The sequence below is a fragment of the Pectobacterium parvum genome (assembly GCF_020971565.1).
Classification (GTDB): Bacteria; Pseudomonadota; Gammaproteobacteria; order Enterobacterales; family Enterobacteriaceae; genus Pectobacterium; species Pectobacterium polare.
Genome location: NZ_CP087392.1, coordinates 1,135,654 through 1,150,108, shown reverse-complemented (window position 1 = coordinate 1,150,108; position 14,455 = coordinate 1,135,654). Strand labels below are relative to the sequence as shown.

Below are 14,455 nucleotides of genomic sequence, written 5' to 3'. Positions count from 1 at the left end.
ATTTATAAAATGAATATCGCTTAATAGAATAAGCAGCCAACATGAATATGACAGGCTGCTCAATTAACTCGCTGACTTTTGCTATTTATTCTTTGCTAATTAATCCGCTTTCCATTTTCATCAAAAAAATGCAAATGTTCACTACGGCACGTCAGCGGAATCGTTGAGTAAGGCACAATACTATTGTCCCCCGACAAATGAACCTTGAAATTATTAACACCTGAATACGCACCAAAGATATAGGTCGCATTACCCAATCTTTCAGTGACCTCACTATTGATCGACAAGCTGACGTCCCCGCCATTCGGGTCGATACTCAGGTGTTCAGGGCGAATACCCACGGTAATTTTCTGATCGGTGTGCAATCCGTGGTTAGCAAGATTAACGGAAAGTGTATTGAGCTTATTGATCAGGATACTCACGTTATTCCCTTCAACCTGTAGCACTTCGCCAGGTAGAAAGTTCATGTTCGGCGAACCGATAAAACCAGCGACAAAAAGATTTTCTGGCTTATGGTAGAGCGCCATCGGTGTCCCAACCTGCTCAATATTTCCCTTGTTTAACACCACAATTTTATCCGCCAGCGTCATCGCTTCCACTTGATCGTGCGTCACATAAACCATGGTGTTACGCATTTCCTGATGAAGTCGGGCGATCTGTAAACGCATTTCCACGCGTAATTCGGCGTCGAGGTTCGATAAGGGCTCATCGAATAAGAACACTTTAGGATCGCGCACAATTGCCCGCCCAATCGCAACGCGCTGACGCTGACCGCCAGACAGTTGTTTCGGTGTGCGGTCTAACAAGGCTTCTAGCTGGAGCGTCATCGCGGCCTTGCGCACCATTTTTTCGACTTCGGCTTTGGGGTGCCCGTTCATTCTCAGCCCAAATCCCATATTTTCAGCCACCGTCATATGTGGGTACAGCGCGTAAGACTGGAACACCATCGCAATCCCCCGTTCTGCGGGATCGAAATGGTTAACTAAACGGTTATCAATATGAATTTCGCCATCCGTGATCTCTTCCAATCCTGCGATCATTCTCAGCAACGTCGATTTACCACACCCCGACGGGCCGACGAAGACCACAAATTCGCCTGAATTAATCTCAAGATTAATACGATGGATTGTTTCAGTCTTATCGTAACGCTTCACTATATTTTTTAATAAAATATCAGCCATGTTGAACCTCAAACTTAATTTGCCATTGCGCGCGCATTACTTCACTGCGCCCGTCATACTTGCGATAAATTGCTTTTGCATGGCGAAGAAGATAAGTAAGCTAGGAAGAGTAGAGATGACTGTTCCCACCATAATAAGCCCGAAGTCTGGAGAATAGGCAGAAGCAAAGCTGGATAACACCAGATTAATCGTCTTTAATTCATTAGACTGAAGGACAATAAGCGGCCAGAGAAAAGCATTCCATGACGTCATGAAAACAATGATAAACGCAGCGGAATAGCTGGCTCGCATAATCGGTACGTAGACATACAGAAAAATTTTCCACTCCGCGACGCTTTGCACACGCGCAGCATCGATCAATTCTCTCGGAAACGTTTTCGTACATTGCCTAAAGTAGAAAATAATAAATGCGCCTGCCACCGTCGGCATGACAACGGCAAAATGCGTATCCAGTAAGCCAGCCTTACCAAACATGGTGAAAAGCGGGATCATTAATGCCGCAAACGGGATCATCATCGTCGTTAATAGCGCGACATAGACACGCTCACGATTCTTACTGGAATAAATCTCAAAGGCATAACCCGCGATAGAGCACACCACCAGCGTCGATACCGTGCTGATCAACGCAATCTTTGAGGTATTCCAAAACACTAATGCCAGATCCACCTGACTCGTCAGATTGGTAAAGTTGACCAATAGCTGATCGCCAAACGTGAATTTACCCATGTTGATTTGGCTGGTGCTATTCGTGCTCGATACCACCATCCAATAGAATGGGAAAAGCGAGAAAATGCTCATCAGCACAAGAAAAATATGCATCAGCATGCTGTTAATTTTACTTTTTCTCATATCATCCCTTCCGTGCTGCTTTAAACTGAATCAGCGCAAGTATTGCCGAAAAAACAACAATCACGTATGAAACCGTTGCCGCATAGCCAAAGTTCGGCACAAACTTGAATGACAAATTATAAATATAAAGCGATAACGTCAGCGTCGCATTGGCCGGACCACCATTCGTGATATTCATGACTTCATCAAACAGCTGTAATGTGCCAATGGTTGATGTCACACTGGTAAAAAGAATAACCGGTTTCAATAAGGGGATGGTGATGAAGAAAAACTGCTTAATTGGGCTAACGCCATCAACTCGAGCCGCCTCATAAATTGACTTATCAATATTCTGCATAGCGGAAAGATAAAATATCATGTTATATCCCGTCCAACGCCAGGTGATTGCGATAATAACTGTCACCTTGGCCCAGAAAGGATCGGATAGCCACGGAATGGGATCGTCAATGACATGAATAAACAGCAAGAATGAGTTAATGACACCATCCAGTTCAAACATACTCTTAAAGAGAATAGAGTAGGCCACCAGCGATGTCACACAAGGCAAAAAGATGGCAATTCTGAACCATTGGCGATATTTAAGCTGAGATGAATTCAGGCAAGAAGAAATCGCTAATGATAGAAAAATCATAATAGGCACCTGGATAACCAAAAAGGTTAATGTGTTCCAAAGCGCCGTTTTGAACATAGGATCGCTGAATAAACGAATGATATTTCCCAGGCCAACAAATTGTGTCACCACACCACGGCCAGACTGAAAAGAGAGCCAAAGTGATTTGAAAATAGGGTATATCGTCATTAAGGCAATCAACCCAACAGCCGTAGCGACAAAAGCCCAGCCGTTGATGTTATAAAGCCTATTCATTTTAGGTTTATACATCATTATCACACCATCGATTTCTGGAGAGAAATGCTTGAGGGCTTACCGCCCTCAAGCTCACACTCGCTACTGCATAATCTGATTTTTTAATGTGGCTTCGGCGCGTTTTAAAACGTCATCAACAGAATCGCCTTTCAGTAATGCAGGTATTTCAGCAGCAATGGCGTTATCAACTTCTTGGGTATACATGCCATAGGAGACCTGTGGAATTTCAGTCACCCATTTAGAGAAATCAGCAAACACGGGCTGACCACCAAAGAACGGATCCTTTACTGCATAAGCAGGGCCGGACGTGGCGGGAAGGAAGGTCGCAAGCGCACCGCGATCAACCAAAAGGGTTTGATACATGTTGCTATCTGCCGCAAAGGTTTTCTGCAAAAACTCAATCGCCTGTTTAGTATTTTTGCCACCTTTTAAGACATACCAGCTCGATCCTCCCTGATTGGATGCATGTACCGCTTTATCGAGGTTCAGCCGTGGGATCGGCGCAACACGCCATTTTCCTTTCTGATCTTCGGCACTTTTAATGGAACCAATCACCCATACGCCGGAAACCACACTCGCTGATTTCCCAGCGTTAAAACTCCCCACAAAACTCGACCAGCCAGAGACAGGTCGCACAATTTTCGCGTCGTTAATCGCTTTAATCGTTTTTAACGTTTCTTTCAGCGCATCGTTTTTGGTGAGATTAAGTTGTCCTTGGTTATCGAAGAACCATTCTCCACCGGACTGCATCATAATATGGGGAAGAACCACATCGTTCATATCGTAGGTTAGCATATCAACACCGGTTTTCGCTTTTACCTGCTTGCCAATCTCAATATATTTATCCCAGGTAATATTCACCATATCACTCTCTTTATATCCGGCAGCCTCCAGATAATCGAGTCGATAGAACATTCCCGCCACGCCGGAATCAAAAGGAACACCGTATACCTTATTCCCTACCGTCATCACTTTCGTTTTATAAGGTGCAAACTGGCTATAATCGATAGCATCCTGTAATGGGACAAATGAGTCAGGATAAGCTTGAAGATATTTTTGAGCATTATAATCTTCAATAAGCACAATATCAGGAAGCGAGTTTTTAACCCCTGAAGCCAACATGGTATTTAATTTCTGCTCAATATCTTCTTTACCTGAGTCGATCACTTTCAGACTAAAACTTGGATCGGCTTTTTTATATATCGACGATGCCTCATGCATTGCCGCGACATTGAAGTTAGGATCCCAGGCCCACACGGTGACTTCAGCAGCCAGGCTGTGACTCGATAAGCCCAGCGTGAGGAATGAAACTGCAAATAGGGTAGATACTTTATTCTTGATCTTCATCAGAGCAGTCCTTCTTTACTTTTTGTAAAGAGAGAATATGAGTTACTGCATAATGAAGCAACGAGTTACACCGCTTACATTCTTTCATCCGGTGATACGGGTCACACAACAGGGAGAAAAATGACTAAATATTCGATCTAAATACAAAAAATTTAGGAAAAATTTCCTTCCATAAAGCCTATGTCGGCCCATGAAAATGATTAAAATAAAAACAAAAAACATCACATACCATTGAAAATAAAACAAAAAATGAAAATACAAAAACGTTACTCAGCTCATATTAACCATAATCACACCTTCACCATGGAATTACACAAAAATGAAAGCGTTACCACACCCAATCAAGCGGCACATGGGGATACCCGTGTGCCGCAAAACAGGTCTATGCCTTGGCAAACCAGCCGCGGATGATTGCGTGCTGTAGCAGCATAATGGTCTTACCGTCTTTAATCCGGCCATCGTTCATCATCGCAACGGCTTCGCTGAACGGTAGCTCCAGCACCTCGATATCTTCATCGTCCACACCGCCGCCCTCATTATCCCGCAGCGACTCATCGTATTCAGCGGCGAAAAAGTGCACGCGTTCCGTCACGCTGCCCGGCGACATGTAGGCATAGAACAGCTTTTCCACATCGCCGATCGCATAGCCGGTTTCTTCGATTGCTTCGTTACGGATACATTCTTCGGGCGAATGGTCGTCCAGCAAACCCGCGCAGGTTTCCAGCAACATGCCGCTTTCGTTGCCGTTGACGTAGGTGGGAATACGGAATTGTCGTGTCAGAATCACCGTGCCTTTCGCCCGGTTGTACAGCAGAATCGTCGCGCCATCACCACGGTCATAAACTTCACGAACCTGGCGAACCAAACCGCCATTATTTCTTTTTAAATCAAATGTATATTTATTCAGAATATACCAATTATCAGATAGCAGCTTCTTTTCGACGATATCAATGGGAGACGACATGCAAACACCTCGATGCTCGATGACTAGGGGGAACTCATTTCATTTATAACAACAAAATTATCATATCCCCTTTTAAACCCGGTATAAACAGACTGGGAAACATGCTTGATGTATCCGGTGCACACATCTCTCCATCGTTTTTCTGCCAGAAAACGTTCTCTCTGCGTCAGCAACCTACTCATTACTATTCACTTTCATTTGACGAGAAAACAGGCAGGATAACGACATACTCTCTCTACCGAGCCATCGAATGACGGAACATCCTCGCCTCATCGCCCTATCGGATACGCTGACGCTTGCCCTTTTCGGGACGATCGTGCTGGCGTTAGGAATGGGACTTGGGCGCTTTTTGTATACGCCGATGCTGCCTGTGATGCTGGAGGAAGGTCGCTTCACCTTCGGCCAACTGTCCTATATTGCCAGCGCGAACTACGCCGGCTATTTGTTCGGTAGCCTGTTTTTCTCTTTCAGCCGTCGCGCCTCAACCGCTCAACCGGTGTTCCTGCTGTTTGCCGCCGCCGCTGCAACCGGCATTTTGCTCTTCGCGATGGCTCTGACCACCAATACGGCGCTGGTCATGATCGTTCGCTTCCTCGCCGGGATCGCCAGCGCGGCGATGATGATCTTCGGCTCTTTGACTATTTTGCACCACACAAAGCATTCTCGCGTTATCGCCTCGCTCTATGCTGGGGTTGGCGTGGGGATCGTGTTAGGTAATGAATACATCATCATCGGACGGCATTACACCCTAACCGCCGAGCCATTGTGGTGGGGTGCGGCTTTGATCGCCGTATTACTTCTGCTCGCCTTACTCATTCTTTCCCCCCATAGATCCACCGTCGCACAGCAGCCGATGGTCAATGCTGATGAACCGCCCCTGCTTGGCTGGCGACGGCTTGCGCTGCTGTACGGCCTCGCGGGCTTCGGGTACATCATCATCGCCACCTATCTGCCGTTGATGGTGACCACACTGGACATACCGCGTTTATCCCTGCATTTATGGTCGCTGGTTGGGCTGGCGGTGATTCCTGGCTGTTTTTTCTGGCTATTGGCTGCCAGCCGCTGGGGAACGTTACCCTGCCTGACGGCGAACCTGCTCATTCAGGGAGGCTGCGTCCTGCTGACGCTGTTCAGCCACTCTCCCGTGGCATTGATATTCAGCTGTATCGGCTTTGGTGCTACTTTTATGGGAACGATCTCGCTAGTGATGCCGTTAGCCAAGCGGCTACGCGCACCGCACGGTATCAACCTGCTTGGGCTGGTGACGCTCACTTACGGCATCGGTCAGATTCTTGGCCCACTGCTCACCAGCGCCCTGACGAATAGCAACGCTGTCGCGCCAGCGATCCTATACAGCGCAACAGCACTTTTCATCGCGGCAGGGCTCTGCTTCCCCTACCGTCGTTCATTACCCTAACCCCGGAGAACCCATGCCATACGTCAACATCAAAATCACCAATGAAGGCGTCACCGCTGAACAAAAACGTCAATTGATTGAGGGCGTGACCCAGTTGCTGGTCGATGTGCTAAACAAAAACCCCAAAACCACCGTGGTGGTGATTGATGAGGTCGAAACGGACAACTGGGGAATCGGCGGCGTGCCGGTGACGGAGTTGAGGAAGGTCAGCAAGTAAGAAAGCGAGTGATAAAGAGTGGAAAGGTGCCACGCTATTCTGACGTAATAATCGGTGGCACCCGTTTTATATCCCCAACATCGTATCAATCAGCAGATACATATTGAGAGAAACTACCAGCACGACAATGAGTTGCCCGATGCGCTGAACCCATTTGCCGTTGACCATCGTCCCCATCAGTTCACGATTTCCGGTGAAGGACAGCAAGGGAACCAGCGCCAGCGCAATGCCGAAGCTCAGCACGACCTGACTTAATACCAGCACCCGTGTCGGGTCCATGCCAGACAGGATTACGATAAACGACGGCAGCATCGTGACAGTGCGGCGTACCCAAAGCGGGATATGGAAACGCACGAATCCCTGCATCACCACTTGACCCGCCAGCGTACCGACGACGGTAGAGGACAGGCCAGCAGCCACCAGACTCAGACCGAAAATAACCGCAGCGGCTTTACCCAATAGCGGCTCCAGCGTGAGATAGGCTTTATCCAGATCGGCAATATCCTGATTACCACTGAAATGGAACGCCGCCGCTGCCGTCGCCATCATGGCCAGATTGACGAATCCAGCGATGGTCATCGCAATCGCGACATCGACTTTCGTTGCCGAATAACGCTCGGCACGGGTATGGCTACCTTCATGCTGCGTCAAAGAGGAGTGAAGGTAAATCACATGCGGCATAATGGTCGCCCCCAACACGCCTGCGGCCAGCAGCACGGCATCGGAGGTCGGCAGGCTAGGGATTGCCATGCCTTTGGCTAACGCGGACAACTCAGGCTGAGAGAAGACCAGTTCGACAATATACGCCGCGGCAACAAACAGCAGCAGACCGCCGATCACCATCTCCAGTGGCTTCTGCCCGCGCTGTTGCAGCATTAAAATCAGGAAGGTTGCAATAGCGGTGAGGATCGCGCCTTCCAGCAGCGACACGCCCAAGAGCAATTTGAAACCAATCGCCGCGCCGATAAATTCGGCCAGATCGGTCGCCATCGCAATAATTTCGGCCTGTACCCAATACGCCCAAACGGCCGGACGCGGAAAGCGATCGCGAATATGTTCCGCCAGATTCTTACCCGTTGCGATCCCCAATTTGGCGGACAGCAATTGGATCAGCATCGCCATCAGGTTCGCCCACACCACTACCCACAGCAGCGTATAGCCATAGGCCGCGCCGGACTGGATGTTAGTGGCAAAGTTACCCGGATCGATATAACCAATCGCCGCGATAAACGCCGGCCCCATCAGAGAAAGTTTAACCTTCCTTGATGTGCGGCTTGTTGACTCAATAGCACGGCTACCCGGCATAGTATGACCCTTCTAACACTGGTGTTATATTACTCTCACAAAAACGATAATGATTATCAAGTGCATTTAGAGTGGTAATACCAATTCTTTTGATAGCTAATGATGATGAGTCATTCAAAACCTAAAAAACATCTTTTTTATCAAACAAATCTTAACAAAATGTACACTAAATAATTCAGTATGATGGGGATATAAACAAAAAACCCCATGCGGTGAGCACGGGGTTTGGAATGAAGATACATTGCACATGATGGTGCGTAGAAAGCAAATAGCACGTAAAAGCAGAAAGAATCAGTCTTGTGCTTTTGATACCGCGACCATCGCCGGACGTAGCAAACGACCGTTCAGCGTATAGCCTTTTTGCATGACCATCATGACATGGTTCGGCTGGTGATCGGCCGAAGGTAGCATCGTCATTGCCTGATGCACTTCTGGGTTAAACGGTACGCCTACATCCCCCACAACCTCGATGCCAAACTTGCGTACAGCATCCAGCAACGATTTCAGCGTCAGTTCAACACCTTCAATCATCGCGGCCAGCGATTCGTTGGATTTGTCCGCCGTATCCAGCGCACGTTCCAGATTATCGATCACTGGCAGCATTTCGCTGGCAAATTTCTCTACCGCAAATTTATGCGCTTTCTCGACATCCATTTCCGCACGGCGGCGAATGTTATCGGCTTCAGCACGGACGCGAAGCATATTGTCACGTTCACGCTGTTGCAGTTCGCTCAACTGGGCTTCCAGCTCGGCGATGCGCGCATCACGCGGGTCAGCTACGTCTGCCGTCTCTGGCGTGGCATCCGCTTGCTGCCCTTTTGCTGCTTCCTTTTGATCCAGGACTTGCTCGTCAGGCGTTTTCTGTTCTTTACTACTCATGAAATTCTCCGCGGTTTAGCATTAATCTCGCTAGTTGCTTATTATGGGGATCAAAATCGGGGATTCAAGGGAACCAGTCATATATTGGTTCCCGCCGCTGCCGATACACCACGCTGAGGACAAAAAACAGCAATGAACACACCGCTTACAATGAACAGGCCGTTTAATTGTATTGGCATTGTCGGCCATCCGCGCCACCCAACGGCGCTAGCCACGCATGAGATGCTTTATCACTGGCTCACCGACAAAGGTTACTCGGTTCTGATCGAGCAACAGATCGCCCGCGAACTGAATCTGAAAGACGCACCGACAGCGAGCCTTGCCGACATCGGCCAGCAGGCAGATTTAGCGGTTGTTGTTGGCGGTGACGGCAACATGCTCGGCGCAGCGCGAGTGTTGTCGCGCTATGACATCAAGGTGATCGGTGTGAACCGTGGCAACCTCGGTTTTCTGACCGATCTCGATCCTGATCAAGCGCAGCAGCAGCTTTCTGACGTTCTCGACGGCCATTACTTAAGTGAACAGCGCTTCATGCTGGAAGCGCACGTTTGCCGCGCAAACCAGCAGGACAGCATCAGTACCGCCATTAACGAAGTGGTGCTGCACCCTGGGAAAGTCGCACATATGATTGAATTTGAAGTCTATATTGACGACAAATTCGCCTTTTCCCAGCGTTCAGACGGCCTGATTATCGCCACGCCTACCGGCTCAACCGCCTATTCCCTTTCCGCTGGCGGCCCGATTCTGACGCCGTCGCTGGATGCGATTGCGCTGGTGCCCATGTTCCCGCATACGCTGTCTGCCCGCCCGCTGGTCATCAACAGCAGCAGCACGATTCGGCTGAAATTTTCCTGCATTACCAATGACCTGGAAATCAGCTGCGACAGCCAGATTGCGTTACCGGTACAGGAAGGTGAAGAAGTCCTCATTCGCCGCAGCGAACATTACCTGAATCTGATTCATCCAAAAAATTACAGCTATTTCAACACACTAAGCTCAAAACTTGGTTGGTCAAAAAAATTATTCTAAAATTTTATCCAGCTACTTTACTGTATATAAAACCAGTTTATACTGTATGCAATCACATGTGATTACATACAGGGGTTTATCATGCTGGCGCAACTCACTATCAGTAACTTCGCCATCGTGCGCGAATTAGAAATCGATTTTCAGTCAGGAATGAGCGTAATCACCGGGGAAACCGGTGCGGGGAAATCGATTGCGATTGATGCCCTTGGTTTATGTCTGGGAAATCGTTCTGACGCCAGCATGGTTAGGCCGGGCGCTGCCCGCGCCGACATTTGCGCCCGCTTCGCGCTGGCAGATACCCCGACGGCACGTCAGTGGCTGGAAGAAAACCAACTGGATGACAGCAACGAGTGTCTGCTACGCCGCGTTATTAGCGCTGATGGTCGCTCACGCGGCTTTATTAACGGCACCGCCGTGCCGCTGTCTCAACTGCGTGAACTCGGCCAGCACCTGATTCAGGTGCACGGTCAGCATGCTCATCAGCTACTGCTGCGCCCCGATCATCAAAAACACCTGCTGGATGCCTATGCCGATGAGCCGAAGCTGCTGGTTGCTATGCAGCAGGTTTGGCATCAGTGGCACCAAAGCTGCCGCGCGCTGGCGCAGCTGCAACAGGCGGCCATTGAGCGCGAGGCTCGCTGGGAACTGCTGCAATACCAATTAAAAGAGCTAAACGAATTCGCCCCACAGCCCGGCGAATACGAACAGATTGACGTTGAATATAAGCGTCTGGCGAATAGCGGCCAGCTACTGACAATGAGCCAACAGGCTATGCAACTGCTGAGTGAAGATGAAGAGCAGAACATCATCAGTATGCTGCACAGCGTAAAGCATCAGCTTGGCGAACTCATCAGCATGGATGACAAACTGTCTGGCGTGCTGTCCATGCTCGAAGAAGCAGGCATTCAACTTAGCGAAGCCAGCGATGAACTGCGCCACTACAGCGAACAAATGGATCTCGATCCGATTCGTCTGTATGAACTGGAACAACGTCTGTCGCGTCAGCTCGCGATGGCACGCAAACACCATGTTGCTCCAGAAGCGCTCCCAGCGTTCCATCAGCAGCTATTGGAAGAACAGCAACAGCTAGAGCAGCAGGAAAGCGATCATGACGCGCTTAGCGCTTCCGTCGGCGAATATCATCAGCAGGCGTTGCACCTTGCAGAACAGCTGCACGTGCGCCGTCAGCACCACGCCAGCGAACTGGCACTGCTCATCACCACCAATATGCGTGAACTAGCAATGCCACACGGCCACTTCACCATTGATGTGAAATTTACGCCAGACAACCTGACGGCCACGGGTGCCGACAGTATCGAATTCCGCGTGACCACGAACCCCGGCCAGCCGCATCAGACGCTGGCAAAAGTGGCCTCGGGCGGTGAGCTATCACGTATCGCACTGATTATTCAAGTGATCACCGCACAAAAAATGGACACACCAGCGATGATCTTCGATGAGGTCGATGTGGGTATTAGCGGACCAACCGCCGCCATCGTCGGCAGAATGCTGCGCCAGCTCGGTGAATCTACGCAGGTTATGTGCGTGACGCACCTGCCGCAGGTCGCGGGCTGCGGTCACCAGCACTTCTTCGTGAGCAAACAAACGGACGGTACAGAAACGGAAACGCTGATGCAACCGTTGGATAAACGTGCTCGGCTACAAGAATTGGCACGTCTCTTGGGCGGCAGCGCCGTCACCAAAAATACGCTGGCAAATGCCAAAGAACTGCTGGCCGCCTAAAATCCACAGCCGACAAGGGCGAGAAAGGTGCATCACGGGTAAAAAAGCTCAACTTTTTTACCTTCCTGAGGTCATACAATCGCCTTGCAGGTTTCCAAGTCCTGCAAGGTCTATTATCATCGGCAACCTATGCCCTTAAGGAATGTAATCACTATGCGCTGTAAAACGCTGACTGTCGTCGCCGCGGTGGTTGTTATGCTGACTGCCGGTTGTTCCACACTGGAAAAGGTGGTCTATCGGCCGGACATCAATCAGGGAAACTATCTGGCACCGGCTGACGTTGCGAAAATTCACACCGGCATGACCAAACAACAGGTCGCTTATACGCTGGGTACTCCTATGATGCAGGATCCGTTTGGCAGCGATACCTGGTTTTACGTCTTCCGCCAGCAGCCTGGCCATGAATCGGTAAAACAGCAGACATTGACGCTGACCTTCAGCGGCAGTGGCGTGTTAACCAACATCAACAACAAACCTTCGCTGAATTAATGCTTTCGATGCCGTTCGGCTGAATCAGGATGAACACTTCTGGCAGCCAGAGGCGGCACGTTAAGACGAAGCCCACAATGGGCAAAGTACTTGAAGGAAGCCAACGCACACGCGGCTTGATGTATGACGGGTATAACAGCAGGCAAATCTGAATACTTCAGGTTTGCCTGTGTTTTTTTGTAAGGGCATTTCGATAAGGATGCTCAGGAAAACGTCATGTGCCGCTCAATAACATCGATCAGGATTTGCTCTTAGCACGCTCTGCACGCTGACGACGTAGTTCTTTCGGATCGGCAATCAGCGGACGATAAATTTCCACACGGTCACCCTCCTGCAACACATCGGCCAGCTTCGCTGCTCGGCTGTAAATACCGACTTTATTCACCTGTAAATCGATATCATGGCGCAATTCCAGCAGGCCCGATGCCACAATCGCCTGCTCAACCGTACTACCCTCTTCCAGCTTCACCGTGCGTAGATACTGGCGTTCCGGCAACGCGTAGACCACATCAACCTGCATTGCGGACACTGTAGACCTCTTTTGCTCGCTGCGTGAAAGCCTGCACCATATTTCCTGCCAGCTCCTTGAATACTTTGCCAAAAGCGAGTTCAATCAAGGCATTGGTGAATTCAAATTCCAGATGCAGTTCGACTTTACAGGCATCAGCGCTCAGCGGCGTAAAATGCCAGTCGCCACCCAACTGACGGAACGGGCCATCGACCAGTTGCATATTGATGTTCTGGTTGTGTGTCAGCGTATTACGCGTGGTAAAGGTCTTGCTGATCCCGGCTTTGGAAACGTCGACTGCGGCGGTCATCTCCCCTTCTGAGGAGGAGAGCACGCGGCTCCCCGTACAGCCCGGTAAAAACGCGGGGTAGGAAGCGACATCATTCACCAGCTTGTACATCTGTTCAGCACTGAACGGCACCAGTGCGGAACGACTTATCTTTGGCATACTCTTTTCCGTGATTCATAAAACGCGCAAAATAATAGCATTGATAGCCCGACAGACAAAAATTCTGCGAAGCTTATCGCACGATATCATTAACCACGACACGGACGCACGGCGGGGATTTCATTCCCCATGACATCCAGTATAATGACGGCACTATGACAAAGAAAAAAGCATACAAACCCGGTTCCGCCACCATTGCGCAGAACAAGCGCGCCCGTCACGAATACTTCATTGAGGAAGAATTTGAGGCAGGCCTTGCGCTGCACGGATGGGAAGTCAAATCACTGCGCGCAGGCAAAGCAAACCTCAGCGACAGCTATGTCACCTTCATGAACGGTGAAGCTTACCTGTTTGGCGCAACGATCACGCCGCTGAACGTGGCTTCATCACACGTTGTGTGCGATCCCATACGCACGCGCAAACTCCTGCTCAACAAACGCGAGCTGGATTCGCTGTTTGGCCGCGTCAGTCGCGACGGCTACACGGTCGTTGCGCTGTCCATGTATTGGAAAAATGCCTGGAGCAAAGTCAAAATCGGCGTGGCGAAAGGTAAAAAAGATCACGACAAGCGTGATGACATTAAAGAACGTGAATGGAAGTTAGACAAAGCCCGTATCATGAAGAACGCCAATCGCTAAGCCACTGGCTTAACAACGGTAAGTTCTGTATACTGGCGACAGTTTCTTGGGGCTGATTCTGGATTCGACGGGATTTGCAAAGCCCAAGGTGCATGCCGAGGGGCGGTTGGCCTCGTAAAAAGCCGCAAAAAAATAGTCGCAAACGACGAAAACTACGCTTTAGCAGCTTAATAACCTGCTTTGAGCCCTCTCTCCCTAGCCTCCGCTCTTAGGACGGGGATCAAGAGAGGTCAAACCCAAAAGAGATCGTGTGGATGCCTTGCCTGGGGTTGAAGCACTAAATCTAATCAGGCTAGTTTGTTAGTGGCGTGTCTATTCGCAGCTGGCAAGCGAATGTAAAGATAGACTAAGCATGTAGTACCGACGGTAGAGTGGTTCCGGACGGGGGTTCAAATCCCCCCAGCTCCACCACATTATGATCCGGATACGTCCGGTGAAATCCAGAAAGCCCGCACGGCACAAGCCCTGCGGGCTTTTTTGTGTCCGTCATTGTCCGACGTTATTCGCCTGAATCCAGAGATTATTGGTATACGAATTGGTATACGGTAGGATATATACCAAAAGGCGTATACCAAT

15 protein-coding genes and 1 other RNA gene are annotated in these 14,455 nt (G+C 49.5%); 7 read left to right on the top strand and 9 right to left on the bottom strand.

The genetic code is table 11. From position 1 onward, the window contains the following. Positions 1-95: 95 nt before the first annotated feature. The 5 genes from LOZ86_RS05135 to nudK form a co-directional block, all read right to left on the bottom strand. Positions 96-1,181, bottom strand: coding sequence for an ABC transporter ATP-binding protein (locus tag LOZ86_RS05135; protein ID WP_039485053.1), 1,086 nt, complete (start codon positions 1,179-1,181; stop codon positions 96-98). A 36-nt stretch (positions 1,182-1,217) separates the two neighbouring features. Beyond that, positions 1,218-2,030: a carbohydrate ABC transporter permease gene (locus LOZ86_RS05130; protein WP_039485055.1), complete on the bottom strand. Its 813-nt coding sequence runs from the start codon at positions 2,028-2,030 to the stop codon at positions 1,218-1,220. A gap of 1 nt (position 2,031) precedes the next feature. Then, a complete protein-coding gene (locus LOZ86_RS05125) occupies positions 2,032-2,913 on the bottom strand; it encodes a carbohydrate ABC transporter permease (protein WP_039485057.1) in 882 nt (293 codons plus the stop codon). A 63-nt stretch (positions 2,914-2,976) separates the two neighbouring features. Next, positions 2,977-4,242: an ABC transporter substrate-binding protein gene (locus tag LOZ86_RS05120; RefSeq protein ID WP_039485060.1), complete on the bottom strand. Its 1,266-nt coding sequence runs from the start codon at positions 4,240-4,242 to the stop codon at positions 2,977-2,979. Between the two features lie 382 nt (positions 4,243-4,624). Continuing rightward, positions 4,625-5,206, bottom strand: coding sequence for a GDP-mannose pyrophosphatase NudK (gene nudK, locus LOZ86_RS05115; RefSeq protein ID WP_039485062.1), 582 nt, complete (start codon positions 5,204-5,206; stop codon positions 4,625-4,627). Positions 5,207-5,456: 250 nt separating this feature from the next. On the opposite strand from nudK, the gene LOZ86_RS05110 reads away from it, so the two are divergent. Then, positions 5,457-6,623: an MFS transporter gene (locus LOZ86_RS05110; RefSeq protein WP_230242923.1), complete on the top strand. Its 1,167-nt coding sequence runs from the start codon at positions 5,457-5,459 to the stop codon at positions 6,621-6,623. Between the two features lie 13 nt (positions 6,624-6,636). After that, positions 6,637-6,840 carry a 2-hydroxymuconate tautomerase family protein gene (locus tag LOZ86_RS05105; RefSeq protein WP_039485068.1) on the top strand — a complete coding sequence of 68 codons (204 nt, stop codon included), beginning with the start codon at positions 6,637-6,639 and terminating at the stop codon, positions 6,838-6,840. Between the two features lie 66 nt (positions 6,841-6,906). Here LOZ86_RS05105 and LOZ86_RS05100 read toward each other — a convergent pair whose 3' ends face one another. After that, positions 6,907-8,145, bottom strand: coding sequence for an Nramp family divalent metal transporter (locus tag LOZ86_RS05100; RefSeq protein WP_039485071.1), 1,239 nt, complete (start codon positions 8,143-8,145; stop codon positions 6,907-6,909). Positions 8,146-8,436: 291 nt separating this feature from the next. Beyond that, positions 8,437-9,024: a nucleotide exchange factor GrpE gene (gene grpE / locus LOZ86_RS05095; RefSeq protein WP_039485073.1), complete on the bottom strand. Its 588-nt coding sequence runs from the start codon at positions 9,022-9,024 to the stop codon at positions 8,437-8,439. Positions 9,025-9,174: 150 nt separating this feature from the next. Here grpE and nadK point away from each other — a divergent pair, with 150 nt between their 5' ends. The 3 genes from nadK (at position 9,175) to bamE (ending at position 12,285) form a co-directional block, all read left to right on the top strand. Then, the gene (gene nadK, locus LOZ86_RS05090; protein ID WP_010282445.1) at positions 9,175-10,053 is read left to right on the top strand and encodes an NAD(+) kinase; all 879 of its coding nucleotides are present in this window, start codon (positions 9,175-9,177) and stop codon (positions 10,051-10,053) included. An 81-nt stretch (positions 10,054-10,134) separates the two neighbouring features. Continuing rightward, positions 10,135-11,796, top strand: a complete 1,662-nt coding sequence (gene recN, locus LOZ86_RS05085; RefSeq protein WP_039513202.1) for a DNA repair protein RecN — start codon at positions 10,135-10,137, stop codon at positions 11,794-11,796. A 153-nt stretch (positions 11,797-11,949) separates the two neighbouring features. After that, complete coding sequence (gene bamE, locus LOZ86_RS05080) at positions 11,950-12,285, top strand: outer membrane protein assembly factor BamE (protein WP_039485079.1); 336 nt, start codon at positions 11,950-11,952, stop codon at positions 12,283-12,285. A gap of 238 nt (positions 12,286-12,523) precedes the next feature. Here the strand turns inward: bamE and LOZ86_RS05075 are convergent, their stop codons facing one another. Further along, positions 12,524-12,805 (bottom strand): RnfH family protein, encoded by a 282-nt coding sequence (locus LOZ86_RS05075; protein WP_207783125.1) that lies wholly within the window; start codon positions 12,803-12,805, stop codon positions 12,524-12,526. Further along, positions 12,795-13,241: a type II toxin-antitoxin system RatA family toxin gene (locus LOZ86_RS05070; RefSeq protein WP_039485083.1), complete on the bottom strand. Its 447-nt coding sequence runs from the start codon at positions 13,239-13,241 to the stop codon at positions 12,795-12,797. The genes LOZ86_RS05075 and LOZ86_RS05070 overlap by 11 nt, the downstream gene beginning before the upstream one ends. 155 nt (positions 13,242-13,396) lie before the next feature. Here LOZ86_RS05070 and smpB point away from each other — a divergent pair, with 155 nt between their 5' ends. Together smpB and ssrA are read left to right on the top strand one after the other, a co-directional pair. Then, the gene (gene smpB, locus LOZ86_RS05065) at positions 13,397-13,879 is read left to right on the top strand and encodes an SsrA-binding protein SmpB (protein ID WP_230242922.1); all 483 of its coding nucleotides are present in this window, start codon (positions 13,397-13,399) and stop codon (positions 13,877-13,879) included. A gap of 48 nt (positions 13,880-13,927) precedes the next feature. Beyond that, positions 13,928-14,290, top strand: a transfer-messenger RNA (tmRNA) gene (ssrA, locus tag LOZ86_RS05060). The last annotated feature ends 165 nt before the right edge of the window (positions 14,291-14,455 follow it).

What these genes read in the sequence shown, in the direction of transcription:
- nadK (WP_010282445.1), top strand. Translation starts at nt 9,175, where the DNA reads ATGAACAGGCCGTTTAATTGTATTGGCATTGTCGGCCATCCGCGCCAC.
- smpB (WP_230242922.1), top strand. Translation starts at nt 13,397, where the DNA reads ATGACAAAGAAAAAAGCATACAAACCCGGTTCCGCCACCATTGCGCAG.
- bamE (WP_039485079.1), top strand. Translation starts at nt 11,950, where the DNA reads ATGCGCTGTAAAACGCTGACTGTCGTCGCCGCGGTGGTTGTTATGCTG.
- LOZ86_RS05135 (WP_039485053.1), bottom strand. Translation starts at nt 1,181, where the DNA reads ATGGCTGATATTTTATTAAAAAATATAGTGAAGCGTTACGATAAGACT.
- LOZ86_RS05070 (WP_039485083.1), bottom strand. Translation starts at nt 13,241, where the DNA reads ATGCCAAAGATAAGTCGTTCCGCACTGGTGCCGTTCAGTGCTGAACAG.
- LOZ86_RS05100 (WP_039485071.1), bottom strand. Translation starts at nt 8,145, where the DNA reads ATGCCGGGTAGCCGTGCTATTGAGTCAACAAGCCGCACATCAAGGAAG.
- grpE (WP_039485073.1), bottom strand. Translation starts at nt 9,024, where the DNA reads ATGAGTAGTAAAGAACAGAAAACGCCTGACGAGCAAGTCCTGGATCAA.
- LOZ86_RS05120 (WP_039485060.1), bottom strand. Translation starts at nt 4,242, where the DNA reads ATGAAGATCAAGAATAAAGTATCTACCCTATTTGCAGTTTCATTCCTC.
- LOZ86_RS05110 (WP_230242923.1), top strand. Translation starts at nt 5,457, where the DNA reads ATGACGGAACATCCTCGCCTCATCGCCCTATCGGATACGCTGACGCTT.
- LOZ86_RS05125 (WP_039485057.1), bottom strand. Translation starts at nt 2,913, where the DNA reads ATGATGTATAAACCTAAAATGAATAGGCTTTATAACATCAACGGCTGG.
- recN (WP_039513202.1), top strand. Translation starts at nt 10,135, where the DNA reads ATGCTGGCGCAACTCACTATCAGTAACTTCGCCATCGTGCGCGAATTA.
- nudK (WP_039485062.1), bottom strand. Translation starts at nt 5,206, where the DNA reads ATGTCGTCTCCCATTGATATCGTCGAAAAGAAGCTGCTATCTGATAAT.
- LOZ86_RS05130 (WP_039485055.1), bottom strand. Translation starts at nt 2,030, where the DNA reads ATGAGAAAAAGTAAAATTAACAGCATGCTGATGCATATTTTTCTTGTG.
- LOZ86_RS05075 (WP_207783125.1), bottom strand. Translation starts at nt 12,805, where the DNA reads ATGCAGGTTGATGTGGTCTACGCGTTGCCGGAACGCCAGTATCTACGC.
- LOZ86_RS05105 (WP_039485068.1), top strand. Translation starts at nt 6,637, where the DNA reads ATGCCATACGTCAACATCAAAATCACCAATGAAGGCGTCACCGCTGAA.